The 24,650-nt window shown below is 71.7% G+C and carries 25 protein-coding genes; 19 read left to right on the top strand and 6 right to left on the bottom strand.

The window, feature by feature from the left end:
* Positions 1–45 precede the first annotated feature (45 nt).
* The 11 genes from ACIBO8_RS02770 (at position 46) to ACIBO8_RS02820 (ending at position 12,249) form a co-directional block, all read left to right on the top strand.
* Positions 46–927 carry a Rossmann-like and DUF2520 domain-containing protein gene (locus tag ACIBO8_RS02770; protein WP_396113348.1) on the top strand — a complete coding sequence of 294 codons (882 nt, stop codon included), beginning with the start codon at positions 46–48 and terminating at the stop codon, positions 925–927.
* Complete coding sequence (gene panC / locus ACIBO8_RS02775; RefSeq protein WP_396113349.1) at positions 924–1,757, top strand: pantoate--beta-alanine ligase; 834 nt, start codon at positions 924–926, stop codon at positions 1,755–1,757. The genes ACIBO8_RS02770 and panC overlap by 4 nt, the downstream gene beginning before the upstream one ends.
* Positions 1,757–2,185 carry an aspartate 1-decarboxylase gene (gene panD / locus ACIBO8_RS02780; protein WP_396113350.1) on the top strand — a complete coding sequence of 143 codons (429 nt, stop codon included), beginning with the start codon at positions 1,757–1,759 and terminating at the stop codon, positions 2,183–2,185. Before panC ends, panD begins: the two co-directional genes overlap by 1 nt.
* Positions 2,186–2,462: 277 nt before the next feature.
* Complete coding sequence (locus tag ACIBO8_RS02785; protein ID WP_396113351.1) at positions 2,463–3,389, top strand: septum formation family protein; 927 nt, start codon at positions 2,463–2,465, stop codon at positions 3,387–3,389.
* A gap of 62 nt (positions 3,390–3,451) precedes the next feature.
* Positions 3,452–5,098, top strand: coding sequence for an L-aspartate oxidase (locus tag ACIBO8_RS02790; protein ID WP_396113352.1), 1,647 nt, complete (start codon positions 3,452–3,454; stop codon positions 5,096–5,098).
* Positions 5,099–5,300: 202 nt separating this feature from the next.
* Positions 5,301–6,155, top strand: coding sequence for a carboxylating nicotinate-nucleotide diphosphorylase (gene nadC, locus ACIBO8_RS02795; protein ID WP_396113353.1), 855 nt, complete (start codon positions 5,301–5,303; stop codon positions 6,153–6,155).
* A 290-nt stretch (positions 6,156–6,445) separates the two neighbouring features.
* Entirely contained in the window at positions 6,446–7,207 is a 762-nt protein-coding gene (locus ACIBO8_RS02800) for a type III pantothenate kinase (RefSeq protein WP_396113873.1), read from the top strand.
* A 642-nt stretch (positions 7,208–7,849) separates the two neighbouring features.
* The gene (locus ACIBO8_RS02805) at positions 7,850–8,203 is read left to right on the top strand and encodes an Lsr2 family protein (protein ID WP_396113354.1); all 354 of its coding nucleotides are present in this window, start codon (positions 7,850–7,852) and stop codon (positions 8,201–8,203) included.
* 439 nt (positions 8,204–8,642) lie between these two features.
* Positions 8,643–11,165 carry an ATP-dependent Clp protease ATP-binding subunit gene (locus tag ACIBO8_RS02810; protein WP_396113355.1) on the top strand — a complete coding sequence of 841 codons (2,523 nt, stop codon included), beginning with the start codon at positions 8,643–8,645 and terminating at the stop codon, positions 11,163–11,165.
* A 117-nt stretch (positions 11,166–11,282) separates the two neighbouring features.
* Positions 11,283–11,678 (top strand): HIT family protein, encoded by a 396-nt coding sequence (locus ACIBO8_RS02815; protein ID WP_396113356.1) that lies wholly within the window; start codon positions 11,283–11,285, stop codon positions 11,676–11,678.
* A 28-nt stretch (positions 11,679–11,706) separates the two neighbouring features.
* The gene (locus tag ACIBO8_RS02820) at positions 11,707–12,249 is read left to right on the top strand and encodes a DUF4291 domain-containing protein (protein ID WP_396113357.1); all 543 of its coding nucleotides are present in this window, start codon (positions 11,707–11,709) and stop codon (positions 12,247–12,249) included.
* Here the strand turns inward: ACIBO8_RS02820 and ACIBO8_RS02825 are convergent.
* On the bottom strand, positions 12,231–13,133 hold the full coding sequence (locus tag ACIBO8_RS02825; RefSeq protein ID WP_396113358.1) for an A/G-specific adenine glycosylase: 903 nt from the start codon (positions 13,131–13,133) through the stop codon (positions 12,231–12,233). The two genes, ACIBO8_RS02820 and ACIBO8_RS02825, sit on opposite strands and share 19 nt — an antisense overlap.
* Before the next feature lie 25 nt (positions 13,134–13,158).
* Between ACIBO8_RS02825 and ACIBO8_RS02830 the strand changes: the two genes are divergently transcribed.
* The 3 genes from ACIBO8_RS02830 (at position 13,159) to ACIBO8_RS02840 (ending at position 15,047) form a co-directional block, all read left to right on the top strand.
* Positions 13,159–13,662: a glycine cleavage system protein R gene (locus tag ACIBO8_RS02830; protein ID WP_396113359.1), complete on the top strand. Its 504-nt coding sequence runs from the start codon at positions 13,159–13,161 to the stop codon at positions 13,660–13,662.
* Positions 13,659–14,210, top strand: coding sequence for a peptide deformylase (locus tag ACIBO8_RS02835; protein WP_396113360.1), 552 nt, complete (start codon positions 13,659–13,661; stop codon positions 14,208–14,210). Before ACIBO8_RS02830 ends, ACIBO8_RS02835 begins: the two co-directional genes overlap by 4 nt.
* Before the next feature lie 81 nt (positions 14,211–14,291).
* Positions 14,292–15,047 carry an adhesin gene (locus ACIBO8_RS02840; protein WP_396113361.1) on the top strand — a complete coding sequence of 252 codons (756 nt, stop codon included), beginning with the start codon at positions 14,292–14,294 and terminating at the stop codon, positions 15,045–15,047.
* On the opposite strand, the gene disA is transcribed toward ACIBO8_RS02840, so the two are convergent.
* From disA to ACIBO8_RS02860, 4 genes are all read right to left on the bottom strand, one after another.
* Positions 15,044–16,147, bottom strand: coding sequence for a DNA integrity scanning diadenylate cyclase DisA (gene disA, locus ACIBO8_RS02845; RefSeq protein ID WP_396113874.1), 1,104 nt, complete (start codon positions 16,145–16,147; stop codon positions 15,044–15,046). The genes ACIBO8_RS02840 and disA overlap by 4 nt on opposite strands.
* A 190-nt stretch (positions 16,148–16,337) precedes the next feature.
* A complete protein-coding gene (gene radA, locus ACIBO8_RS02850; RefSeq protein WP_396113362.1) occupies positions 16,338–17,738 on the bottom strand; it encodes a DNA repair protein RadA in 1,401 nt (466 codons plus the stop codon).
* Positions 17,739–17,775: 37 nt separating this feature from the next.
* Entirely contained in the window at positions 17,776–18,558 is a 783-nt protein-coding gene (locus ACIBO8_RS02855; protein ID WP_396113363.1) for a hypothetical protein, read from the bottom strand.
* A gap of 81 nt (positions 18,559–18,639) precedes the next feature.
* Complete coding sequence (locus ACIBO8_RS02860; protein WP_396113364.1) at positions 18,640–19,476, bottom strand: UbiA family prenyltransferase; 837 nt, start codon at positions 19,474–19,476, stop codon at positions 18,640–18,642.
* On the opposite strand from ACIBO8_RS02860, the gene ACIBO8_RS02865 reads away from it, so the two are divergent.
* The 4 genes from ACIBO8_RS02865 to ACIBO8_RS02880 are packed head-to-tail and all read left to right on the top strand — an operon-like array spanning position 19,475 to position 22,974.
* Entirely contained in the window at positions 19,475–20,251 is a 777-nt protein-coding gene (locus ACIBO8_RS02865; protein WP_396113365.1) for a methyltransferase domain-containing protein, read from the top strand. The genes ACIBO8_RS02860 and ACIBO8_RS02865 overlap by 2 nt on opposite strands.
* Positions 20,248–21,405, top strand: coding sequence for an acyl-CoA dehydrogenase family protein (locus ACIBO8_RS02870; protein ID WP_396113366.1), 1,158 nt, complete (start codon positions 20,248–20,250; stop codon positions 21,403–21,405). Before ACIBO8_RS02865 ends, ACIBO8_RS02870 begins: the two co-directional genes overlap by 4 nt.
* A gap of 49 nt (positions 21,406–21,454) precedes the next feature.
* Complete coding sequence (locus ACIBO8_RS02875; protein ID WP_396113875.1) at positions 21,455–22,519, top strand: type III polyketide synthase; 1,065 nt, start codon at positions 21,455–21,457, stop codon at positions 22,517–22,519.
* Positions 22,516–22,974: a DUF6023 family protein gene (locus ACIBO8_RS02880; protein ID WP_396113367.1), complete on the top strand. Its 459-nt coding sequence runs from the start codon at positions 22,516–22,518 to the stop codon at positions 22,972–22,974. The genes ACIBO8_RS02875 and ACIBO8_RS02880 overlap by 4 nt, the downstream gene beginning before the upstream one ends.
* 46 nt (positions 22,975–23,020) lie before the next feature.
* Here ACIBO8_RS02880 and ACIBO8_RS02885 read toward each other — a convergent pair whose 3' ends face one another.
* Positions 23,021–23,794: a hypothetical protein gene (locus ACIBO8_RS02885; RefSeq protein ID WP_396113368.1), complete on the bottom strand. Its 774-nt coding sequence runs from the start codon at positions 23,792–23,794 to the stop codon at positions 23,021–23,023.
* Between the two features lie 334 nt (positions 23,795–24,128).
* Between ACIBO8_RS02885 and ACIBO8_RS02890 the strand changes: the two genes are divergently transcribed.
* Entirely contained in the window at positions 24,129–24,614 is a 486-nt protein-coding gene (locus tag ACIBO8_RS02890; protein WP_041832964.1) for a CarD family transcriptional regulator, read from the top strand.
* The last annotated feature ends 36 nt before the right edge of the window (positions 24,615–24,650 follow it).

Consider the following 24,650-nt stretch of genomic DNA (forward strand, 5'->3'; position numbering starts at 1 on the left):
ATACTTTCCTCGACCGGTACCCCTTCACGAGGACTGGATCTACGAATGAGCGCAGTGCCGCGTGCGTACCCGCTGGTGGTGGGCGTTGTCGGCGCAGGCCGGGTGGGTGCCGTTCTGGGCGCCGCCCTCGCCGCGGCCGGGCACGACGTCGTCGCCGCCGCGGCGGTCTCCAGCGCATCCCTCGACCGCGCCCGGCGCCTCCTGCCGCAGGCCGCGATCCTTCCGGCCGACGAGGTTGCCCGGGCCGCCACCGATCTCCTTCTGCTCGCCGTGCCGGATGACGCCCTCGGCGGCGTCGTGGCCGGGCTGGCCGCGACCGGATCGCTGTCCTCCCGTACGGTCGTGGCCCATACCTCCGGAGCGCACGGCCTCGCGATCCTGGGCGATGTCGACGGCATCGCGCTGCACCCGGCGATGACCTTCACCGGCGCGGCCGGCGACCTGGACCGGCTGCCCGGCATCGCGTGGGGCGTCACGGCCCGCGACCGCGCGTTCGCCGCCCGCCTGGTCACCGACCTGGGCGGGGTCCCGGAGTGGGTCGCCGAGGATTCCCGGCCGCTCTACCACGCGGCCCTCGCGCACGGCGCCAACCACCTCGTCACGCTCGTCAACGAAGCCGCCGACCTGCTGCGGGACGCCGGCGTTCAGCACCCGGACGTGGTGCTCTCACCCCTGCTGCACGCCGCGCTCGACAACGCGCTCGCGATGGGCGACGCGGCCCTGACCGGTCCGGTGTCGCGGGGCGACGCGGGCACCGTACGCAAACATCTCGATCGCCTGACGCCGGAGTCGGCGCCGGCCTATCTCGCTCTTGCCCGGCGCACCGCCGACCGGGCGATCGCCGCGGGGCGCCTGCGCCCGCAGGATGCGGCGCTGCTGCTGGACGTTCTCGCCTCCGCTCACGCGACCGTTGGGAGCCCCTCATGACCGTTCTCGTCCACACCCGCGCCGAGCTGGCCGCCGCCCGTGCGGCCGCCGCGGGCCGCGTCGCCGTCGTGATGACCATGGGTGCGCTGCACGAGGGCCACCGGCAGCTCATGCGCGAGGCCCGCGAGCAGGCGGACTTCGTGATCGTCACGGTGTTCGTGAACCCGCTGCAGTTCGGCCCGAACGAGGACTTCGACAAGTACCCGCGCACGCTGGCCGCCGACGTCGAGGCGTGCACGGCCGAGCAGGTCGACCTTGTCTTCGCCCCGGACCGCGACGAGATGTACCCGGGCGGCACGCCGTCGGTGACGCTCGCGGCCGGTCCGCTGGGCGAGATCCTCGAGGGCGCGAGCCGCCCCGGCCACTTCTCGGGCATGCTCACCGTCGTCGCCAAGCTGCTCCAGCTCACCCGCGCCGACGTGGCCTTCTTCGGCGAGAAGGACTATCAGCAGCTCGCCCTGATCAAGCGGATGGTCACCGACCTGGAGATCGGCACCCGGATCGTCGGGGTGCCCACCGTCCGCGAGACCGACGGCCTCGCCCTGTCCAGCCGCAACCGCTACCTCTCGGCCGAGCAGCGGCAGGCCGCCCTCGCCCTGTCACACGCCCTCCGCGAAGGCGCGCTGCAGAACGACGGCACCCGCGTCCTCGAGGCCGCCGGCAAGATCCTCGGCGACGAGCCGGGCGTCCAGGTCGACTACCTGGCCCTGACCGACCCCCTGCTCGGCCCCGCGCCGGCGAGCGGCCCGGCCCGGCTGCTGGTCGCGGCGAAGGTCGGCACCACCCGCCTGATCGACAACGTACCGCTGTTCCTCGGAGAGGTCGCCTGATGCTGCGCACCATGCTCAAGTCCAAGATTCACCGCGCCACCGTGACGCAGGCCGACCTGCACTACGTGGGCTCGGTGACCGTGGACCTCGATCTGATGGAGGCGGCGGACCTCCTCCCCGGCGAACAGGTCGCGATCGTGGACGTCACCAACGGCGCCCGCCTGGAGACGTACGTGATCCCGGGCGAGCGCGGCACCGGCGTGATCGGCATCAACGGCGCGGCAGCCCACCTGGTGCACCCGGGCGACCTGGTCATCCTGATCTCGTACGGCCAGATGGACTCCGCGGAGGCGCGCTCGTACGAGCCGCGGATCGTGCACGTGAACGCGGACAACAAGATCATTGAGCTGGGGGTGGACCCGGCGGCCGCGGTCGAGGGCATGGCCGACGATCTGGTACGGGGGGACCTGACGCTCTCCGCCTCCTGACACGGCGCCTCTTCGGGGCGAGGCCCCGGCTGCTGCGGTGGTCCGAGTTCTGCCTGCCAGGGGTGGGGGTTCGTCGCTGCGCCTCGGCGCCGTGCGGCGGTGTTCCGGGTCTCCGCCTTCTGGGGCGTATCCCGGTTCCGGCTCTCGGGATGGCGTGTTCCCGCCTCCGGGCTCTTCGGGCCGTGCTTCCGGGTCTTCCGAAGGGCGCCTGGCGGCCGCGTCGATTGCCATATGATCGACAAATCGGACACCAGGCGGCGGTCGGAGGGCTCGGTTCATGCGTCACTTCTCCCCGCGGCGGAGCCGGTGGGGCGTCGCCGCGGCCGTGAGCGTGCTGGGCGCCGCCCTGCTGTCCGGGTGCGGCAATCCGGGCGGGGTGGACGGCGACCTGATGAACGGCTGGGCCGCGATCGGCGCGCCCACCGGCTTCACCCCGGCTGCGCAGACCTGCCACCTCGCCAACTTCTCGGCCTCCGGGTCGCGGTCGGCGTACGAAGAGGTCGACTGCCAGCTCAAGCACCGCACCGAGACCGTGTACGTCGGTGAGTTCCCCAGCCCCGCCGCCGACGCGTCCGAGCCGCCGGCCGCGGGCTCCGCGGGGGCGCGGGAGGCGTACAAGGTCTGCGATGAGAAGACCGCCGAGTACGTGGGCGGCCCGTGGCGTACGGCCCGGCTCTGGATCGGGGTGACCCAGCCGACCGCGGCCGCCTGGAGCGGAGGCGCCCGCTGGTATCGGTGCGAGGTGCTGGAGAGCAGCTCCGTGGAGGACGACGGCGGGCTCGTGCAGCGCGTGGGGAGCCTCCGCGACGCCCTCAAGGAGCTGGGGTCGCCGCTGCTGCTCACCTGCTACGCCGTCAAACTCGACAAGAACGGCGAGATCGACACGATGCCCGCCGCGCCCTGCGCTGCTGCGCACAACGCGGAGTTCGTGGGCGTGTGGGACGCCGGCGATCGGGCGTATCCGGAGACGTCCGACGATTGGGACCAGTTCCACGAGGGCTGCCGCGGCCTCATCGCCTCGTACGTCGGTGTGCCGGCCGACGAGGATCTCCAGTACCGCGCCGGCGTGGTGTCGCTGCCCGGCGGCGAGGACGTGTGGGCCATGGGTGACCGGGGCGTCCGCTGCTATCTCTGGGTGGACACCAGCCTCAAGTCCTCGCTCAAGGGCAAGGGTGCCAAGGCGCTCCCGGTCCAGTACCAGTAACGCTTGGCACTTCTTGGCGCCCCGGCCGTGATTTCGTCGTACCGGCGAGGTTGACTGAGGCCATGTCGCATCTCGCCGACCTTCCGGCGCTTCCCCGTCGCCTGGCCGCTCCCGAGCCGGGCTGGACCGAGTCCACCGACGTGCTGGTGGTCGGCTCGGGCGTCGCCGGCCTGACCGCCGCGCTGCACCTGCGCGAGCAGGGCCTGCACGTCACCGTGGTCACCAAGGTCAACATCGACGACGGGTCGACCCGCTGGGCCCAGGGCGGCATCGCGGCGGTGCTGGACCCGCTCGACACTCCCGAGGCACACGCCTTCGACACCGAGATCGCCGGCGTGGGGCTGTGCGATCCGGCCGCCGTGCGGGTGCTCGTCGAGGAGGGCCCGGCCCGGATCAAGGAGCTCATGCGGATCGGCGCGGAGTTCGACCGCAACGCCGACGGGTCGCTGATGCTCACCCGCGAGGGCGGCCACCGCGCCGACCGCATCGTGCACGCCGGCGGCGACGCCACGGGTGCGGAGGTGCAGCGTGCCCTGCACCAGGCCGTGCGCCGCGACCCGTGGATCCGCCTCGTCGAGCACGCGCTCGTCCTCGACCTGCTGCGCTCGGCCGACGGCCGCGCCTGCGGCATCACCCTGCACGTGCTGGGCGAGGGCACCGAGGACGGCGTCGGCGCGATCCTGGCCCGCGCGGTCGTCCTCGCCACCGGAGGCATGGGCCAGATCTTCGCGTCCACCACCAACCCGGCCGTCTCCACCGGCGACGGCGTCGCCCTGGCGATGCGCGCCGGCGCGACCGTCACCGACGTGGAGTTCGTCCAGTTCCACCCCACCTCCTTCGTCACCGCGAGCGTGACCTCGGTGCAGCGGCCACTGATCTCCGAGGCCCTGCGCGGCGAGGGCGCCCACCTGGTCGACGAGGCCGGCAAGCGCTTCATGGTGGGCCAGCACGAGCTGGCCGAGCTGGCGCCCCGGGACGTCGTCGCCAAGGGCATCCACCGGGTCCTGCGTGCCACCGGGGCCGATCACGTCTACCTGGACGCGCGCCACCTCGGCAAGGATTTCCTCGAGCAGCGCTTCCCGACCATCGTCGCGTCGACCCGGTCGGCCGGCGTCGACCCGGCGACCGAGCTGATCCCGGTGGCACCCGCCGCCCACTACGCCTCCGGGGGCGTCCGCACCGACCTGCACGGCCGCACCTCCATCCCCGGCCTGTACGCGTGCGGAGAGGTGGCCTGCACCGGCGTCCACGGCGCCAACCGCCTGGCCAGCAACTCGCTCCTCGAAGGCCTGGTGTTCTCCCGCCGCATCGCCGACGACATCGCCCGGGACCTGCCGCCGCAGGCCGACCCCACCCCGGCGACCGGCGGCCCGGGCTGGGTGACGGCCCCCGCCATCCGCGCCGAGCTCCAGCGCGCCATGACCCGCGGCGCGGGCGTCCTGCGCTCGGCGGACTCGCTGAAGGCCACCGCCAAGGAGCTCGCCCGCCTCGGCGAGCAGCACGGCACCCCCCACAACGCGGCCTGGGAAGCCACCAACCTGCTGACCGTCGCGACCGCCCTGGTGGCATCCGCCCAGGAGCGCCGGGAAACCCGCGGCTGCCACTGGCGCGAGGACTACCCCAACGCCGCCGACGAATGGCGCGGTCACCTGCTGGACTCGATCGACCGCCAGGGCACGCTGACCCAGACGTTCGAGGAAATGGCGTGACCGTGCCCACCGACGCGGCGTCGTCGCCCTTGCCCGGTGGCGGGGCGCTCGCGGAAGGCCGCCGGATGACAGGTGCCCGCCGGTCGCCGGCGTGCAAGCTCCCGGCGGGGCCTGCGGCGACCGGGTGGGGCGCCGGGGAGACTGTCGGGGTTCGGGCGGCTGCTTCCGTGGCCGGGGTGCGTATGTCGAGGGAAGGCGCAGCATGAGCGAGGGACTGGACCTGGCTGAGGTCGAGCGGGTCGTCTACACGGCGCTGGCGGAGGACCTGGGCGACCCGCCACGCGACGTCACGAGTGAGGCGACCATTCCCGCCGGCCAGGTGGACACCGCCGAGCTGGTCGCCCGCGCGGCCGGGGTGGTGGCAGGGCTGCCGGTGGCGGCACAGGTCTTCGCGGCGACCTCGGGGGGCACCGCGACGTTCGACCAGCGGATCGAAGAGGGAACCCGGGTGGTGCGCGGTGACGTGCTCGCCGTGATCACCGGGCCGACGCGGGCGCTGCTGACCGCCGAACGTACGGCCTTGAACCTGCTGTGCCGTATGTCGGGCGTGGCTACGCACACGCGCAAGTGGGCCGACGAGCTCGCGGGCACCAAGGCGACCGTGCTGGACACCCGCAAGACGACGCCGGGCCTGCGAGCGCTGGAGAAGTACGCGGTACGGGTGGGCGGCGGAACGAACAAGCGCATGGGCCTCTACGACGTCGCCATGATCAAGGACAACCACAAGCTCGCCGCGGGCAGCATCACAGCGGCCTACCGGCTGGTCCGCGAGCGGTTCCCGGACGTACCGGTGCAGGTCGAGGTGACGACGGTGGCCGAGGCGGAGGAAGCGGTCGAGGCGGGCGCCGACTTCCTGCTCTGCGACAACATGGCGCCCGAGCTGCTCCGCACGGTGGTGCACCGCGTCGGCGACCGGGCCGAGCTGGAGGCCACCGGCAACCTGACCCTCGACACGGCGAGCGAGTACGCCGCCACGGGGGTGGACTACCTCTCGGTGGGTGGTCTGACGCATTCCTCGCCGATCCTCGACATCGCGCTGGACCTGCGCGTCGCCTAGGGGAGGGCGGGCCTCCGGAGGTTGTCGGCCGGGCTGAACCGGGAACGGTGGCCGGCGGCTGGGCCGGGCCCGCTGGGCTGCGCTGAGGGGCCGGACGCCGGAGCCGTCGGGCGGGCTGAATTCCGACGGTGGCCGGCAGCTGGGCCAGGCCCGCCGGGCTGCGTGGCACGGAGCTGGGGCCCGGCAGGTGGCCGGGTTGCGCGGCGCCGGGGCGGGGTGTGCGGGTCGGGGGTGGTGTTGCGGTTGTGGACGTCGTCGCCCGTACCGCTGGACGGTTTAAGGTTTTGATCGTGCTTCTCTGCATCGACATCGGCAACACCAACACCGTCCTTGCGACGTTCGACGGCGACAAGCTCGTGCACAGCTGGCGGATCAAGACCGACGCCCGGTCGACCGCCGACGAGCTGGGGCTCATGTTCCGGGGGCTGCTCGCCGGCGACGCCGTGGAGATCAGCGGGGTGGCTGCCTGCTCGACCGTGCCCGCCGCGTTGCGGTCCCTGCGGACGATGCTGGGGCGGTACTACGGCGATCTGCCGAATGTGATCGTGGAGCCCGGGGTGAAGACCGGGGTGCAGCTGGCCATCGACAATCCCAAGGAGGTCGGCGCGGACCGGGTGGTCAACACCCTGGCCGCCCACGCCCTGTACGGGGGCCCGTCGATCGTCGTGGACTTCGGCACCACCACCAATTTCGACGTCATCAGCGCCAAGGGCGAGTTTCTCGGCGGGGCTTTCGCGCCCGGCATCGAGATCTCGTTCGATGCTCTGGCCGCGCGGGCCGCTCAGCTGCGGAAGGTGGAACCGGCCCGGCCTCGCTCGGTCATCGGTAAGAACACCGTCGAGTGCCTGCAGTCCGGTCTCTATTACGGCGTGGCCGGGCAGGTCGACCGCATCGTCGAGTTGATGACCGCCGAATTGGGCGAGGTGCGTTCGGTCATCGCCACCGGTGGACTGGCCTGGCTGGTGAAGGACGAGTGCCGCACCATCACGGCGCACGAGCCGATGATCACCCTGATCGGGCTTCGCATGGTCTATGAGCGGAATGTCGGCTGACCGCCGGTTGGGCCCACGTTAGGTGCAACGTCCCGATCGGCCTGGCCGCCGCGCCGGTCGGCGCAATTATTACTCGCGATAAGCCGCTCGTTTGTGACGGACAGCAACGTGTCCGCCACAGATCTCTATCGACGATGGTGTCCAGCCGCTTTTCGCCGCCGGTCGTCGCGACCCGCCCGACCGATCATCACAATGCGGCCTCGGATTCGGGGCTTCCGCGCGGTCGCCGGCCCCGCCTCGGAGCGTGATTCGCCGGTGCCGGCGAGGGCCGGGAACCGTCCCCGCCGAGGCGATGTCGGTGCGCCGGCGGGCGGCGAAAGGTCGCGCCTTTTCGATGTACGCTCCGTGACTTCTCCGGATCGACGTGCTTCGACACAGGTGCGGCGGCCTGCGCGCACGTTTCCGGCGGCCGCCGGAGCCGCATCGGATCGCTGAAACCGTGCGGTGCGCACCCGGAGAGAATGCAATGGGCCGGCCACGGGCTCGGGTGCGCACCGGTCATTCGCCGAAACGCCGCCGTTCCGCGTTGGTGCGTGCAGATGTCGATATCGAGGCCCGCATTGACGGATCACGCGGGCATAGCGTTATTGTTCTCCGCAGGGCATTGTCTGAGAGAACCTGTGTTCGGGAGGATAACGGCGCGTGGCCAAGCAGATCATTCACAAGCTGGTCGACGACCTCGACGGTGGTGATGCCGACGAGACCGTCAAGTTCGCCCTCGACGGCATTCAGTATGAGATCGACCTGTCCGACAAGAACGCGGCGAAATTGCGCGACGTCTTCGCGCCGTACGTCGCTGCCGGGTCGAAGGTCGCCCGCGGCGGGGTGGTCGTGGGAGGCCGGGCGGCTCGGGGCCGGGGCGGTGCCACCGCCGACCGGGAGCAGAACAAGGCCATCCGCGAGTGGGCCAAGAAGAACGGCAAGGACATCTCCGACCGGGGTCGCATCCCGCAGGAGATCGTGGACGAGTTCCACGCCAAGGGGCCCGGCCGCTGACGTCCTCCCGCGGGGGACGAGCCGCGCCCGGGCGGGCCGCCCGAATCCCTCCTTCGGGGGGCCGGCTGCCGAGCCGAACAGCTTTTCCACAGGGTCCGTAGCGCTCCGGCGCTGCGGACCCTGCTGCTTTTCGGCTCGTCCGGCGCTCCGCTTGCGTAAGTTATCCACAGGGGTGGACGGCGTTGTCCACAGGCTGTGGACGGGTTCGCGGCGGGCCGGGGTTGCGCCGGGGATTTCGCTGTCCGCGTACTCCGCAGGGGTGGGGAACAGCCGTTGAGCGTGCGAAGTTGGGGAAATCATCGGCGCAGGACGTCCCGAGAGGGCTCGAGGGCCCAGCAGAGTCACCCGGCGGCGATAGAGTTACAGCACGGGTATCACCGATGCCCGTGCGCTGGCCCCGCCAGACCATTGGCGCACGGCACGTGAGGAGCACGAGGGCATGTTCGAGCGGTTCACCGACCGAGCGCGACGGGTTGTCGTCCTGGCCCAAGAAGAGGCCCGGATGCTCAACCACAACTACATCGGGACAGAGCACATCCTGCTCGGCCTGATCCACGAGGGCGAAGGTGTTGCCGCGAAGGCTCTGGAGAGCCTCGGCATCTCCCTCGAGGGGGTCCGGCAGCAGGTTGAGGAGATCATCGGTCAGGGTCAGCAGGCGCCGAGCGGGCACATCCCGTTCACGCCGCGGGCCAAGAAGGTGCTGGAGCTCTCGCTGCGCGAGGCCCTGCAGCTCGGCCACAACTACATCGGCACGGAGCACATCCTGCTCGGGCTGATACGTGAGGGCGAGGGCGTCGCCGCCCAGGTGCTGGTCAAGCTCGGCGCCGACCTCAACCGGGTCCGCCAGCAGGTCATCCAGCTGCTCTCGGGCTACCAGGGCAAGGAGCCGGCCGCCGCCGGTGCCGCGGCGGGCGAGGCCGCTCCTTCCACCTCCCTGGTGCTCGACCAGTTCGGTCGCAACCTGACGCAGGCCGCCCGCGAGGGCAAGCTCGACCCGGTCATCGGCCGGGAGAAGGAAATCGAGCGGGTCATGCAGGTGCTCTCCCGCCGTACCAAGAACAACCCGGTGCTGATCGGCGAGCCGGGCGTCGGCAAGACCGCGGTCGTCGAGGGGCTGTCGCAGTCCATCGTCAAGGGCGAGGTGCCCGAGACGCTGAAGGACAAGCAGCTCTACACGCTCGACCTGGGCGCGCTGGTCGCCGGTTCCCGCTACCGCGGTGACTTCGAGGAGCGCCTCAAGAAGGTGCTCAAGGAGATCCGCACCCGGGGCGACATCATCCTGTTCATCGACGAGATCCACACCCTGGTCGGCGCCGGCGCCGCCGAGGGTGCGATCGACGCCGCCTCGATCCTGAAGCCCATGCTCGCGCGTGGTGAGCTCCAGACGATCGGTGCGACGACCCTCGACGAATACCGCAAGCACCTCGAGAAGGACGCCGCGCTCGAGCGCCGCTTCCAGCCGATCCAGGTGGGTGAGCCGTCGCTGGCGCACACCATCGAGATCCTCAAGGGCCTGCGCGACCGGTACGAGGCGCACCACCGGATCAGCATCACCGACGCCGCCCTGGTGGCCGCCGCGACGCTGGCCGACCGGTACATCTCCGACCGCTTCCTGCCGGACAAGGCGATCGACCTCATCGACGAGGCCGGCGCACGGATGCGCATCCGCCGGATGACCGCGCCGCCGGACCTGCGCGACTTCGACGAGCGCATCGCCCAGGTCCGCCGCGACAAGGAGTCCGCGATCGACGCGCAGGACTTCGAGCGGGCCGCGCAGCTGCGCGACAAGGAGAAGCAGCTGCTGGGCCAGAAGGCGCAGCGGGAGAAGGAGTGGAAGGCCGGCGACCTCGACGTCGTGTCCGAGGTCGACGACGAGCAGATCGCCGAGGTCCTGGGCAACTGGACCGGCATCCCGGTCTACAAGCTCACCGAGGAGGAGACCTCCCGGCTGCTGCGCATGGAGGACGAGCTCCACAAGCGCGTGATCGGCCAGGAGGACGCGGTCAAGGCGGTCTCGAAGGCCATCCGGCGCACCCGGGCCGGCCTGAAGGACCCGAAGCGCCCCTCGGGCTCGTTCATCTTCGCCGGTCCGTCCGGTGTCGGTAAGACCGAGCTCTCCAAGGCGCTCGCGGAGTTCCTGTTCGGCTCCGAGGACGCGCTGATCCAGCTCGACATGTCCGAGTTCCACGACCGCTACACGGTGTCCCGCCTCGTCGGTGCGCCCCCCGGATACGTCGGCTACGACGAGGGTGGCCAGCTGACCGAGAAGGTCCGCCGCAAGCCGTTCTCCGTGGTCCTCTTCGACGAGATCGAGAAGGCTCACCCGGACGTCTTCAACACCCTCCTGCAGATCCTGGAGGACGGCCGCCTCACCGACGGTCAGGGCCGCATCGTGGACTTCAAGAACACGGTGATCATCCTGACCACCAACCTGGGCACGCGCGACGTGGCCAAGGCGGTGTCGCTGGGCTTCCAGGCCTCGGAGGCGGAGGAGTCCAACTACGAGCGGATGAAGGTCAAGGTCAACGACGAGCTGAAGCAGCACTTCCGCCCGGAGTTCCTCAACCGCATCGACGACACGATCGTCTTCCACCAGCTGCGCCAGAACGAGATCCTCGAGATCGTCGACATCTTCACGTCGCGGATCGAGACCCAGCTCAAGAACAAGGACATGGGTCTCGAGCTGACCGACAACGCGAAGAAGTACCTGGCGAAGAAGGGCTTCGACCCGGTCCTGGGCGCCCGGCCGCTGCGCCGGACGATCCAGCGGGACCTCGAGGACACCCTCAGCGAGCAGATCCTCTTCAACGAGCTGCGCCCCGGCCAGATCGTGGTGGTGGACTGCGAGGGCGACCCCGAGAACACCGACAAGTCCAAGCTGGTCTTCAAGGGCGCCGACCGGGGATCCGTGGTCCCCGACGCGGTCCCGGCCGACCTGGGTGCGGCCGCGGCCGACGAGTAGGCTCCGCGAATGCAGGAAAGCGGCCCGGTGCGAAAGCGCCGGGCCGCTTCGCGTCCCGCTGAGCCCGATTGGCGAACGGACCGGATCGGGGCGGCGCATCGAGGGCAGAACCCGACGGTGCTGGCACGGCTGCCCGAGAGTTTCGCGGTTTTCGGGGACGTGCAGTGGCTGCCCGGCTATTGCGTACTTCTGACCGACGACCCCGGAGTCACGCGGCTCAGCGACCTGCCCAAGCCACGGCGGCTGGCGTTCCTGGAAAGCATGGAACGGCTCGGTGCGGCGGTCGAGCAGGCCTGCGCCGAGCGCGATCCCGCCTTCCGCAGGATCAATCTCGAGATCCTCGGCAACACCGACCCTTACCTGCACGCGCACATCTGGCCGCGGTACGAGTGGGAGCCGCCCGAGCTCAGGCGGATGCCGGTGTGGCTCTATCCGCCGGAGAGGTGGCAGGAGTCGGGAGATCCGCACGACGAGCTGCGAGCGGCGATAGCGGCGAATATTGCGGTCGCCTGACCGGGCGCCGGTGGTTGATCATCGACGGATGGACGTTCCGCAGCGCCAGATCCGTGCGCTCTACACCGACCGCACGATCACGGTCTATCAGGCGTACCCGGAAGAGATCGCCGGGCCGGCGGTGCGCGCCGGACGGTTCGTGGACCCGTTCAAGCGCGAGCGGATGACCTGGATCAAGCCGTCGTTCCTGTGGATGATGTACCGCTGCGGCTGGGCCACCAAGCCCGGCCAGGAGCGGGTCCTCGCGATCGAGCTCACCCGTGAAGGCTTCGACTGGGCGCTCGCCCGCGCCTGCTTGAGCCACCATGATCCGGCCGGCGGGGAGAGCCGGGAGGAGTGGTCGCGGCGGCTGCGGTGCAGCCCCGTGCGCGTGCAGTGGGATCCGGAGCGGTCCCCGCAGCTCCAGCCCCTGCCCTACCGGTCGCTGCAGCTCGGCCTGAGCGGGGACGCGGTCCGGCGGTACGTCGACGAGTGGACGGTGGCGATCACCGACGTGACGCCGCGCCTGCGGGAGATCGCGGCAGACCTGCACGAGCGGCCCTACCCCGGCCCTCACGGCAGCGTCGGGTAGCGGGGAGGGTGGTCGCCGGCGAGGACGAAGCGGTCCGCGTCCGAGTCCAGCGGCTCCACGAGACCGTCGGTGACCAGGCCGGCCAGGGCGCGGGCGCGTTGCACGTCGTCGGCCCACACCGCGTCCAGGCGTTGCCGGGGGACCGGTCCCGTGGCGTGCCGCAGCACCTCGAGGAGCAGGCCGCGCACCTGGCGGTCGGTGCCCGCGTACCGCTGCGGCCGGCGGGTCGGGCCCTCGAGGGGCGGGGCGCCGCTGAGCCGCCACGCGCACACCGTCTCGAAGGGGCACTCGGTGCAGCGCGGCGAGCGTGCGGTGCAGACGATGGCGCCCAGTTCCATGAACGCGATGCTGGCGCGGGCGGCCACGGCCGGCTCCTCGGGCAGCAGCTCCGCCATGGCGGCCAGGTCAGCGGCCGTGGTGGTCGGGCCGGCGTCGGGGTCCCCGGCCACGGCCCGGGAGACGACGCGGCGCACGTTGGTGTCCACGACCGGGTGACGCTGCCCGTACGCGAAGGTCGCGACCGCCCGGGCGGTGTACGTCCCCACCCCCGGCAGCGCGAGCAGCTGGTCGAGGTCGTCCGGCACCCGGCCGCCGTGCCGCTCGACCAGCGCCACCGCGCACGCGTGCAGGCGCATCGCCCGGCGCGGGTAGCCCAGCCGGCCCCACATCCGGATCGCCTCGGACGGGGGATCCTGGGCCAGGTCGGCGGGGGTGGGCCAGCGGTTCATCCAGGCGTGCCAGGCGGGCTCCACCCGTACGACGGGGGTCTGCTGCAGCATCACCTCGCTGACCAGCACCGCCCAGGCGCTGGTGCCGGGGACCCGCCAGGGCAGGTCGCGGGCGTTCCGGTCGTACCAATGGATGGCTGATTCGGCGAGCGTCATAACCGGGCAAGCTTAAGATGCCCGGATGAACGAGCTCGCCATCACCGTCATAGGCCCGGACCGTACCGGCATCATCGCGGACGTCTCCGAGGCGCTCGCCGGCGTCGGTGCCAACCTGTCCGACTCGACGATGACCCGGCTGCGCGGGCATTTCGCGATGACGCTGATCTGCACGGGTCCGTCCGCCGGGGACGTCGAGAAGGCGCTGGAGCCGCTGAGCGGGCTGCTGGCCACCGTACGGGCCGTGGAGCCCGAGGCGGAGTCGGGTGGCGGCGGGGAGCCGTACCTGGTGAGCGTTCACGGCGCGGACCGGCTGGGCATCGTCGCCGCGGTCACCCGGGTGGTGGCCGGGGCCGGCGGCAACATCACCGACCTGACCACCCGGCTGACCGGGCCGCTGTACGTGCTCGTCGCCGAGGTGGAGTTGCCCGCGGGCGCGGCCGAGGACCTGGCCGGACGGCTCGCCGTGGCGGCCGAGGAGCTGGGTGTCGACGTGACGCTGCGGCGTGCGGAATCGGACGTCCTGTGAGCGACGCGCTGGCCGACTGGAAGCCCGACGTGCTGGGCGTCGAGGGCCGGGTCCTCCCGGTCGTCACCGCTCCCGCCGAGGTGCTGAGCCGCGTGGGCGCCGAGGTCGACCCGGCCGACCCTGAGATCGTTCAGCTGGCGGCGGACCTGGTCGCCACCATGCGGGTCTCGCCCGGCTGCGTCGGCCTCGCCGCGCCGCAGGTCGGGGTCGGTGCGCAGGTCTTCGTCGTGGACGTCACGCAGCATCCCAAGACGGCGACGTCGCACGGCACCTTCGTGCTGTGCAACGCCCGCGTGGTGGAGGCCAGCCGGTGGCGGCCCGGTCGCGAGGGTTGCATGTCCGTCCCGGATCTCACCGGCGACGTGAAACGGGCCGGCCGCGTCGTGGTCGAGGCCGTTCTTCCGGGTACGGGGGAAGCCGTACGCCTCACCACCGACGCCTTCGAGGCCCGCGCCCTGCAGCACGAGATCGACCACTGTGCCGGCAAACTGTTCCTCGACCGGGTCGCCGGCGCGCACGCCGTGTATCAGCGCAAGGTGTATCTCTGACGATCAGTAAACGAGCCGGTGTCGCATAACCCGGCGCGTCGCGGCCGCTTCGATGCTTCACGGCGATACGGTGCTCCCATCATGCGTACGACGGTTGGTCCCCTTCCTGCCGCCGTGTACTGGCGGCGTCGAGCTGTGGTGCTGGGCGCACTCCTGCTCGGCGTCATCGTGCTGTTCGTCTCCTGTTCCGGCGGGGACGACGACAGCACGCGCGGCAAGGGGGCATCGTCGCAGGCCCCGATCTCGGCACCGGCGTCCAGGACCCCGGACGACGAGCCGTCCTTCGTCGACCCGCCCGCGGGTGCGGGCAACCCGTCGCTGCCGGACCCGGAGGACATCCGGTCCGCGGGCACGGACGGTCAGCCGGTCACCCAGCCGGACGACGGCGTCGACGACGGCACCGACGCCGGCACGGACACCAACGTCACCGTTCCCGTCGACGGCTCGTGCACCGACGCGGAGATCTCGGTGACGCCCATCCCGGCGAGCACGACCGCCCGCCGCGGCGTCCCGGTCGAGATCCGGCTGAAGATCAAGAACGTCTCGGCGCGTACGTGTTCCCGGGATGTGGGCGCCGACCTCCAGGAGCTGTACATCGAGTCGGGCGCCCAGAAGATCTGGTCGTCGGACACGTGCAGCAACGCGAAGGGCTCGGACGTCCGCCAGATCCCGCCCAACGGGGAGCGGGAGTACAACGTGACGTGGAACGGGCGCCAGTCGAACAAGTGCTCCGCGGGCCTCGCCGCGGGTACGGCGCCGCCGGCCGGGCAGTATCAGGTCCGGGCCCGCCTGGGCGCGAAGGTGAGCGTCCCGGTGACGCTCACGCTGACCGCTTAGACGTAGCGCTCGAGGATCGAGGCCTCGGCCAGGCGGGACAGTCCCTCCCGCACTCCCCGGGCCCGGGCGTCGCCCACGCCCTCGACGGCCTGCAGGTCCTCGACCGTCGCGCCGAGGAGGCGTTGCAGGCTGCCGAAGTGGTCGACCAGCCGCTCGACGATCTGGGCCGGCAGCCGGGGCACCTTGGCCAGCAGCCGGAAGCCGCGCGGGCTGACCGCCGCGTCCAGCGCGTCGGAGGCGCCCGCGTATCCGATGGCCTTGGCGACCGCGACCAGGTCGATCATCTCGGTGGCGGTCAGCAGGTCGAGCTCGACCAGGGCCTCGTCGAGGGTGCGGGCCTTGCGGCCGGTCGGCAGGTAGTCACGGATGACCAGGGTGCGGTCGGAGTCGACGCCGGCCATCAGCTCGTCGAGCTGGAGGGCGAGGAGCCGGCCGTCGGTGCCGAGCTCCACCACGTAGCCGGAGATCTCGTCGGCGATGCGGCGCACCATCTCGAGCCGCTGGACGACCGCCACCGCGTCACGGACGGTCACCAGGTCTTCGATCTCCAGCGCCGACAGGGTGCCGGATACCTCGTCGAGGCGCAGCTTGTAGCGCTCGAGGGTGGCGAGGGCCTGGTTGGCGCGGGAGAGAATGGCGGCCGAGTCGTCGAGGACGTGGCGCTGGCCGTTCACGTACAGGCCGATGATGCGCATCGACTGACTCACCGAGATCACCGGGAAGCCGGACTGCTTGGCGACCCGCTCGGCGGTGCGGTGCCGGGTGCCGGACTCCTCCGACGGGATGTCCGGGTCGGGCATGAGGTGCACGGCCGCGCGCACGATGCGGGTGCCGTCGCTGGAGAGGACCACCGCACCGTCCATCTTGCACAGCTCGCGCAGGCGGGTGGCCGAGAACTCGACGTCGAGGGGGAAGCCGCCGGTGCAGATGCGTTCGACGACCTCGTCGTGACCCAGGACGATCAGCGCACCGGTGCGGCCGCGCAGGATGCGCTCGAGGCCGTCGCGCAGAGCGGTGCCCGGGGCCATCAGGGCGAGGTTGGCGCGCAACGGGTCGCCGCTGACTCCGCCGCCGGTCAGACCGGGCGTCGTGGGGGTCATCGGGCGGCCTGCCGATCCGTTGATGCCCGGGGCAGCACCGTTGGCAGGACGGTTGGTCGAGGCATCGCGGTCGAGCGGCACCTGGACATTCTACGGACTGTCATCCAGGTCAACGAGCCGCGGTTCGGCCGATGCTCCGTAGCGTGATCGTCGCTCACCGACAGTAACCGGAGAAGGGCCACGGGCGCCGTCACTCCGCCGACGCCCGGGCGGCCCACTGCACCGCCGTCTGCAGGTCGCCCACCTCGACGACGCGCATGCCCTTGGGCGGGGACTCGGGGCCGCACCCGGGCGGCACCAGGGCGAACCGGAAGCCCAGCCGGGCGGCCTCCGCGAGCCGCCGCTCGGCCGCGCCGACCCGCCGCACCTCGCCGGTCAGGCCGACCTCGCCGATCGCCACCAGGTGCGGCGCCATGGCGAGGTTGAGCGAGCCGGACGCCACCGCCAGGGCCATGGCCAGGTCGGCCGACGGTTCGGTGATCCGGATGCCGCCGACAGTGGCGGCGAAAACCTCGCGGTCGTGCAGCTTGATCTTCTCCATCCGCCGCTGGAGGACGGCCAGCACCATCGCCAGCCGGGCGCTGTCCAGGCCCGAGACCGTACGCCGCGGCGACCCCTGCACCTGCGCACCGATCAGGGCCTGCACCTCGGTGACCATCGCCCGCCGGCCCTCCATCGCCACCGTGACACAGGTGCCCGGCACCGGCTCGTTGTAGCGGGTGAGGAACAGCCCCGACGGGTCGGCCAGGCTCACGATGCCGCTCTCGTGCATCTCGAAGCAGCCCACCTCGTCGGCGGCCCCGAAGCGGTTCTTGACGCCGCGCACCAGCCGCAGCGACGAGTGCTTGTCGCCCTCGAAGTGCAGGACGACGTCGACGAGGTGCTCGAGCACGCGGGGGCCGGCCACCGAACCGTCCTTGGTGACGTGGCCGACGAGGACGGTTGCGATGCCGCGTTCCTTGGCGACGCTCACGAGCGCGGCCGTCACGGCGCGCACCTGGGTCACGCCGCCGGGCACGCCCTCGGTGCCGGGAGCCGAGATGGTCTGCACCGAGTCGATGATGAGCAGGCCCGGCTTGACCGCGTCGAGGTGGCCGATGACCGCGCCGAGATCGCTCTCGGAGGCGAGGTAGAGCCGGTCGTGCAGGGCGCCCAGCCGCTCGGCCCGGAGCCGGACCTGGCTGACCGACTCCTCGCCGCTGACCACGAGGGACGGCGTGCCCGCGCCCGCCGCCCACTGCTGCGCGACGTCGAGCAGGAGGGTGGACTTGCCCACGCCCGGCTCGCCGGCCAGGAGCACGACCGCACCGGGCACCAGGCCGCCGCCGAGGACCCGGTCGAGCTCCGTGACGCCGCTGGGAACCGCCTTGGCGGGGGCCGCGCTGATGGTCGCGATGGGACGCGCCGGCTCGGACGGAAGCCGCGAGCTGACCACCCGGCCGGAAACCACCGGACCGGTCACCGTGGACTCGATGATCGAGCCCCATTCGTTGCACTCCGGGCAGCGGCCGAGCCACTTCGGCGGCTGATGTCCGCACGCGTCGCACTGGTAGGCCGGGCGCGGTTCCGCACGGGTCCGGGAAGTCGTCACACGGCCACGCTAGCCGGAGGGTGTGACAAAGCGAGGCTTACTCGTGCGTGTTCTCCTGCTGGTCGCTCTCGCTGCCCTCCGCCGGGTTGCCCGGCCCGCGCGAGGCCGGCGACAGCGGCACGCTGACCGTGGCCTGCAGCACCAGCGGGTCGGCGCCGTTGCTGAACTCGAAGACCAGGTTCACCGAGTTGCCCGGCACGAGCTTGCCGGTGAGCCCGATCACCTGCAGCTGCTCCCGGTCGCCGGGGAGGAACGTCACCGAGCTCAGCGGGCCGATCTCGATCCGGGCCGGACGGATCGACGCGGCGGGCGCCGAGGGGGCGGCCGACGGCGTCCCCTGGGGGCTCGGGTTGGCGCTCGCATCCGGCGTCGGGATCTGCTCGCTGTTCTGGTCGTCCTCGGTGTTCGAGGGACGGCTGCCGGACGGCTCGGGAATCGCCGTGGAGGGCGCCGACGGGGTGCTGGCCGCGCCGCCGACCAGGCCGACCTGCTTGCCGGAGACGACGCCCTGCTTCTCGCCGGCTCCGGCGAGGGGCTGGGTGCTCACCAGCACGGTGATCGGCTGCTTGGTCTGGTTGTAGATGCCGAGCTCCAGCGGCGCGTTCGCGCCCGCGGCGTACCCCTCGACGCCCGGATACTGCACCGAGAGGTTGCGGATCACCACGCTGCGGTCGGAATTCTCCGCGTTGACGCCCGGGTTGGAGGGCCGCTTGAGCGCGGTCTCGGCGACCTGGCCGGCGCTGCATGCGGCGAGCGCGACCGCGGCCACCGTGGCGACACCCGTGGCCAGGAAGGCGCGGCGGGTTCCCAGCGAGCGCATCACAGTCCTCCAAGAAACTCGAGAATCCTCCGCCGATCAGCCTAGAGGGCCGAGATCCGCGGCGTACGGCGACCCGGCAGTTCACACGACACGGCCGCTGAACACCAGCAGAGCGACGTCGATCAGCGCCACCACGATCACCGAACGGAACATGGCTACCTGACGCGTACCCCGTTTCAGCGCCTTCTTTCCCACGTACCAGCCGGAAGGTAGAACCACGACGGCGGCCGCGGCGGCCGCGACGCCCTGCCACGACGGATGTCCGGGTGGCCCGAAGACCAGCGTGAGTGTCGCGGCGAGCAGCAGCCCGGCGGCCGCGACCTGCGACCAGGCGGCGCCGAGGCGGTGCGGCAGGCCGACCACACCGGTCGCGGCGTCGTCGGCGAGGTCCGGGAGCACGTTGGCGAAGTGGGCGCCCCCGCCGAGCAGCGCGCCGGCCGCGACGAGCCAGGCCGGCGGCCACGGATGCCCGGGCAGCGCGAGCACCACGAAGGCCGGCATCAGCCCGAACGCCACCAGGTACGGCACGATCGACAGCGGCGTCGACTTGAGCGGCCAGTCGTAGAGCAGGGCGAAGATCCCCACGAGCGTGATGCAGACGGTCGCGGCGGGACCGAACGGCAGCCCTAGCAACGGGATGGCCAGCGAGGCGATGAGACCCGAGATGCCGACGGTACGCCGGGAGACGGCCCCCGAAGCCACGGGTTTGTCGGTCCGTCCCGTGGCGCTGTCCCGGTCGGCGTCCAGCCAGTCGTTGACCCAGCCCACGGAGAGCTGCGTCGCGCCGATCGCCGCGGCGACGCCGGCCACCGCCCACCCGCGATGTCCGACCCCGACGGCGAGCAGCGTCATGGCGAGGGTGACGGCCGCACCGGGTTCGGCGTGCGAGGCCTTGAGCAGGGCGACGGGGCTGCGCATGAGTGCAGTGTGGTGGTTCGGCCCGGGTCGTGCCACGCTCGATCACATGCCGCTGCCGCGCAATGATCCCCGTCAGTACGACGACCTTGCCGGCGAGTGGTGGCGTCCCGGCGGTGAGTTCGAGTTGCTGCACTGGCTGGCGGAGGCGCGCGGCGCGCTCGTGCCGGCCGCGGCGCGGCCCGGGGCGGTGCTGGTGGACGCCGGATGCGGCGGCGGGCTGCTCGCTCCGCACGTCGAGCGCCTGGGCTACCGGCACGTCGGTGTGGACCTGCGCCGTTCGGGCCTGGAGCAGTCGGCCGCGCGCGGTGTGGCGGCGATCACCGGTGACGTCAGCGCGCTGCCCCTCGCTGACGAGTGCGCGGACGTCGTCGTGGCGGGGGAGATCCTCGAGCACGTCCCCGATCTGCCGGCCACGGTGGCCGAGCTGTGCCGCGTGCTGCGGCCGGGCGGCCTGCTGGTGCTGGACACCATCAACGACACCCGGCTCGGCCGGTTCGTGTCCGTGACGCTCGGCGAACGGTTCGGCGCCGCGCCCGTGGGCATCCATGATCCGGAGCTGTTCGTGGATCCGGGCGAGCTGACGGTGCAGTGCGCCAAGCATGGCGTACGGCTGCGGGTCCGCGGGGTCCGGCCGAGTCTCCCTGGGCTGGTCCGCTGGCTGTTCCTGCCGACCGGTCCGCGGACGCGCAGCCTCGGCCGGATGGTGCCGACGAGCTCCACGCAGGTGCTCTACCAGGGTTTGGGTGTCAAACAGGGAGAGGGGGAGCGGCCATGACGGCCGACGAGGCACGGCGGCTGGCTCCGCGGTTCGCGGCGCGGGCCGCCGGCTACGACCGTACGGGCTCCTTCCCGGTGGAGGACTTCGCGGATCTGCGCCGCTCGGGCCTGTTCGGGCTGATGGTCCCGGCCCGGCTCGGCGGCAAGGGTGCGGGCTTCGCCGACTATGCGGCGGTCGCGTACGAGCTGGCCCGCGGCAACGGCGCCACCGCACTCGTGTTCAACATGCACGCCTCGGTCACGGGCGCGCTGAGCGGTGTCACGAACGAGCTGGCCGACGCGCTGGGCCTGCCGCCGGAGGCGCTCGAGGCCCGGGACCGCTACCTGCGCGCCGCCGCGGACGGCAGCTGGTACGCCGTGGCCATGAGCGAGCGGGGCGCCGGCTCGCGCCTGTCGGAGATGACCACCACGTACGAACGGACGCCCGAAGGTTTCCGCATCAAGGGCGCCAAGACGTTCTGCTCGGGCGCCGGACACGCGGACGCGTACCTGGTGGCCGCCCGCAGCGCCGCCGACCCGTCGCAGGTCTCGCAGTTCCTCGTGCCGGCCGGCGACGGCCTGACGGTCGAGCCGACCTGGGACGCGCTGGGGATGCGGGCGACCGGCTCCCACGACGTCCACGTCGACGTGACCGTGCCGGAGGGTGCGCTGCTCGGCGGGGTGGAGGGGCTCGCGCTCGTCGTCGCCCAGCTCGCTCCGCACTGGATGGTCGCCAGTTACGCGGCCGTCTACGTGGGCGTGGCCCGCGCAGCCGTGGACGCCGCCGTGGAGCACGTCAACGCGCGCAAGCTGGGGCACCTGCCCGCCGTACGCGCGCGCATCGGCCGCGCCGACGCCGCGGTGGCCGCCGCCCACCTGGCCGTCATGGAGGCGGCCCGCCGGGTCGACGAGGCGCCGGGCGACACCGAGACCAACCGCTGGGTGTGGCGGGCCAAGCTGCTGGCCGGCACGACCGCCGCCGAGGTGGCCGCGTCGATGCTGGAGGCCGCCGGCACCTCGGCGATGCGCCGCGGGCACCCGCTGGAGCGGCTCTACCGGGACGCGCGCGCGGGCTCCTTGCAGCCGGCGACCTCGGACGTGTGCGCCGACTGGCTCGGCGTCGAGGCGCTCGGCGGCGACCCGGATTCGGAGGGCACCGCCCCACGTTGGTGATCGGCCTGCGCGGGTATCAAGGGGGTCGGCCTGGGGAGGCACTGTGGGAATCGGTCGTGCGGCGATCGCGGGGCTCGGGGTGGCGTTACCGCCCTCGGCGGTGCAGGACGAGTTGTGGGAGGGCTATTTCGACCGGCACTACGCGGCGGGCGGACGGCGGGGCCTGGCCAAGCGGATCTTCGCCAACTCGGGGGTGCGCAGCCGGCAGGCGGCCGTGAATCCGCTGCTGGAGGACGTGTCCGACTGGTCCACCGAGCGCCGGATGCGCCGCTACCAGGTCGAGGCGGTGCCGCTGGGCAAGGAGGCGGTGGGACGCGCGCTCACCGATGCCGGCGTGGCGGCCGACGAGCTCGGCCTCTTCGCGGTGTGTTCCTGCACCGGCTACGCGACGCCGGGCCTCGACATCCTGCTCGCCCGCGACATGGGTATGTCCCCGCGGCTGCAGCGCCTGTTCGTGGGGCACATGGGCTGTTACGCGGCGCTGCCCGGTCTCGGCACGGCGGCGGATTTCGTGGCCGCCCGGGGCCGACCGGCGCTGCTGCTCTGCGCCGAGCTGACCAGCCTGCACCTGCAGCCGCCCGACGCCCGCGCCGACATCCAGCAGATCGTCTCGCACGCGCTCTTCTCGGACGCTGCGGCCGCCGTGGTGCTCACCCCGGGTGCCTCCCACGGGTACGCGGTGAGCGACGTGGCCGCCCTCACGGACACCACGACGGCCGGGCACATGACCTGGGACGTCACCGATCTCGGCTTCCGGATGGGGCTCTCGCCGCAGGTCCCCGACGTGCTGTCGGTGCACGTGAGGGCGCTGGTGGAGGAGCTGCTGGGCCGTAACGGCCTGGCGGTCGGGGACGTGGACGGCTGGGCGGTGCATCCCGGCGGGCCGCGGATCCTCGACGTGGTGCAGGAGCGGCTCGGGCTCACCGACGATCATCTGGCGGCGTCGCGGGCGGTGCTGTCGGCGTACGGGAATTGCTCGTCGCCGACCGTCCTGCTGGTGCTGGAGGAGCTGCGCCGCCGGTCCTCGCCCCCGGAACGCGTGGTCATGCTGGCCTTCGGTCCCGGCCTCACTCTGTACGGAGTCCTTCTCGAAGGTTCTAGTCTGGGCGCGTGACGCGGGACCGGGCGCAGGGCGTGACGCTGTACGCGCTCGCTGCCCTGCTCGTAGCGGCCGGTGGGGTGTGGTTCCTGCGCGCCGCACCGGACCGGGGCGAGGATCCGCGGATCACTGCCGGCCGGCGTACGGTCGAGCTGCTGCTCCCCGAGGTCCCGATGCAGGCACAGGCGGAGACGATGGTGCTCGCCGCCGGCGACCAGGCGGAGCGCAGCAGTGCCGTGCGGGGCGGTTCGTACGAGCTGGCGGTGGCCTGTCTGGGTAGCGGCCGGGTCCGGGTGCGCCTGAGCTCGGCGACCGATGATTCGGGCCGGGCGGTGCCCTGTGCGGCGGAGTCGCCGGAGAAGGTGGAGGTGTCGGTCGCCTTGGCGAGCGCCTTCTTCATGGCGGTGTCGGCCGAGACCGAGGGAACGTCGGTCTTCCGGTGGCGGCTGACCCGCGTGCGGTCCTACTGACCGCCGGTCGATCGACGCAAAGTCAGATTTCGGACGTCACAGGGCGTTACAGGCGGGCCAGGTCCGGTTGGAAGTCCTTGACACTGGCTGTCCGTGGCACTTTCCGGACGATGTCCCCCTCATGGTTGACGAGGAGCGCCGCTGCCGTGCCGTCCTCGGCGCCGAGGCCGAGGCCGGACCGCAGCTCACCGGTCGGGTCGCGGAGGGCGCGGACGGTCTTGCCCTGGGCCTGAGGGGTCGTGTTCGTGGGCGGCACCTGGACCGCCGTGGTCGAGGGTGCCTTGGCGACCACCGTCACGACCGTGATGTCGGGCCGCACCGCCGCGGTCGTGTCCGCGATGAGCTGTGTGCACTCGCAACCGTCGGTGAGCAGGATGACGGCCGGTAACTGCCCGCGAAGCGGTACGGTCTGCCCGTCCGTACCTATCAGCTCCAGCGCGGGCAGGGTGCCCGGACCCTCGTCGGTGGTGTTCGCGGTGCGCTGGGTCGCCGGCGAGCGGGCGGGTTGCGGCCACGCGGAGGCGAAGAGGCTGGCGATCGTCACGAGGATCGCCATCGAGATGATGAGCACCGGCGCGCGCAGGCTGGCCGAGCCGAGACGGCGCAGGACGCGCATGCCCGGGCGGTCGGCGAATCGTTGCCAGCGGGTGTTCCCGTGGGATCGGCGCAGCTCGGCCTGGATGGCCGTGACCTCGTCGGACAGCTCGGAGAGGTCGTCGGGAACGACGATCACGCCCCACTCCGCGGGGAGCCCGGGCAGGCCGTCCGGGGAGCCGCCGTCGCCGGGCCGGCCACCTCCGTTGTCGCTCAAACTGCCCATGGTCCACCCTCCCCTCTGCCGCAGGGTCTCATGTGCCGCAGGGGCCCTGTACCCAGCCTCCCCCACCCGGGGCCCGGACCGCCAGTGGTCGGGCCGCCAGGTCGCTAGCGATAAGCTTGACCTCACAAACACACCAGGTCCGGAATTTCCGACTCGCTGGATCCTGTGGTCACGATGCCCTCACTCTGAGTCACTGAGGCAGTTCTTCGGCCGCATGTCAAGCGGTAGAAAGACGGCTCACAGGCCTCCTGAGCTGCACTAACAGTCACGGCCAGGGTGGGACATCGCTGCCTGAGCGTGTTACCCTAGACACAGCGAAAGGGGTTTCGAACCTATGGTTTTCAGTGTCGGCGAGACCGTTGTTTACCCCCACCACGGGGCCGCACTCATCGAGGCAATCGAGACTAGAACTATCAAGGGCGTGGAGAAGCAGTACCTCGTCCTGCGGGTCGCCCAGGGCGACCTGACGGTCCGCGTGCCCGCTGAGAACGCCGAGATCGTCGGCGTGCGCGAAGTGGTCGGCGAGGAAGGCCTCGGGAAGGTCTTCGACGTCCTCCGCGCTCCGCACACCGAGGAGCCGACCAACTGGTCGCGGCGTTACAAGGCCAATCTCGAGAAGCTCGCCTCCGGTAACCCGCTCAAGGTTGCCGAGGTTGTTCGTGACCTCTGGCGTCGCGAGCGCGAGCGTGGTCTCTCGGCCGGGGAGAAGCGCATGCTCGCCAAGGCCCGCGACATCCTCGTCGGCGAGGTGGCCCTCGCCGAGAAGAGCACCAAGGACGAGGCGGAAGTTCTCCTCGACAAGGTGCTCACCGAGGCCTGACGTTTCCACCACCTCTCAGCACCACCTGTCGAACAG

The sequence above is a fragment of the Actinoplanes sp. NPDC049681 genome, assembly GCF_044465265.1.
Taxonomy (GTDB): domain Bacteria; phylum Actinomycetota; class Actinomycetes; order Mycobacteriales; family Micromonosporaceae; genus Actinoplanes.

What these genes read in the sequence shown, in the direction of transcription:
- ACIBO8_RS02770 (WP_396113348.1), top strand. Translation starts at nt 46, where the DNA reads ATGAGCGCAGTGCCGCGTGCGTACCCGCTGGTGGTGGGCGTTGTCGGC.
- panC (WP_396113349.1), top strand. Translation starts at nt 924, where the DNA reads ATGACCGTTCTCGTCCACACCCGCGCCGAGCTGGCCGCCGCCCGTGCG.
- panD (WP_396113350.1), top strand. Translation starts at nt 1,757, where the DNA reads ATGCTGCGCACCATGCTCAAGTCCAAGATTCACCGCGCCACCGTGACG.
- ACIBO8_RS02785 (WP_396113351.1), top strand. Translation starts at nt 2,463, where the DNA reads ATGCGTCACTTCTCCCCGCGGCGGAGCCGGTGGGGCGTCGCCGCGGCC.
- ACIBO8_RS02790 (WP_396113352.1), top strand. Translation starts at nt 3,452, where the DNA reads ATGTCGCATCTCGCCGACCTTCCGGCGCTTCCCCGTCGCCTGGCCGCT.
- nadC (WP_396113353.1), top strand. Translation starts at nt 5,301, where the DNA reads ATGAGCGAGGGACTGGACCTGGCTGAGGTCGAGCGGGTCGTCTACACG.
- ACIBO8_RS02810 (WP_396113355.1), top strand. Translation starts at nt 8,643, where the DNA reads ATGTTCGAGCGGTTCACCGACCGAGCGCGACGGGTTGTCGTCCTGGCC.
- ACIBO8_RS02820 (WP_396113357.1), top strand. Translation starts at nt 11,707, where the DNA reads ATGGACGTTCCGCAGCGCCAGATCCGTGCGCTCTACACCGACCGCACG.
- ACIBO8_RS02825 (WP_396113358.1), bottom strand. Translation starts at nt 13,133, where the DNA reads ATGACGCTCGCCGAATCAGCCATCCATTGGTACGACCGGAACGCCCGC.
- ACIBO8_RS02830 (WP_396113359.1), top strand. Translation starts at nt 13,159, where the DNA reads ATGAACGAGCTCGCCATCACCGTCATAGGCCCGGACCGTACCGGCATC.
- ACIBO8_RS02840 (WP_396113361.1), top strand. Translation starts at nt 14,292, where the DNA reads ATGCGTACGACGGTTGGTCCCCTTCCTGCCGCCGTGTACTGGCGGCGT.
- disA (WP_396113874.1), bottom strand. Translation starts at nt 16,147, where the DNA reads ATGACCCCCACGACGCCCGGTCTGACCGGCGGCGGAGTCAGCGGCGAC.
- ACIBO8_RS02855 (WP_396113363.1), bottom strand. Translation starts at nt 18,558, where the DNA reads ATGCGCTCGCTGGGAACCCGCCGCGCCTTCCTGGCCACGGGTGTCGCC.
- ACIBO8_RS02865 (WP_396113365.1), top strand. Translation starts at nt 19,475, where the DNA reads ATGAGTGCAGTGTGGTGGTTCGGCCCGGGTCGTGCCACGCTCGATCAC.
- ACIBO8_RS02860 (WP_396113364.1), bottom strand. Translation starts at nt 19,476, where the DNA reads ATGCGCAGCCCCGTCGCCCTGCTCAAGGCCTCGCACGCCGAACCCGGT.
- ACIBO8_RS02870 (WP_396113366.1), top strand. Translation starts at nt 20,248, where the DNA reads ATGACGGCCGACGAGGCACGGCGGCTGGCTCCGCGGTTCGCGGCGCGG.
- ACIBO8_RS02885 (WP_396113368.1), bottom strand. Translation starts at nt 23,794, where the DNA reads ATGGGCAGTTTGAGCGACAACGGAGGTGGCCGGCCCGGCGACGGCGGC.
- ACIBO8_RS02890 (WP_041832964.1), top strand. Translation starts at nt 24,129, where the DNA reads ATGGTTTTCAGTGTCGGCGAGACCGTTGTTTACCCCCACCACGGGGCC.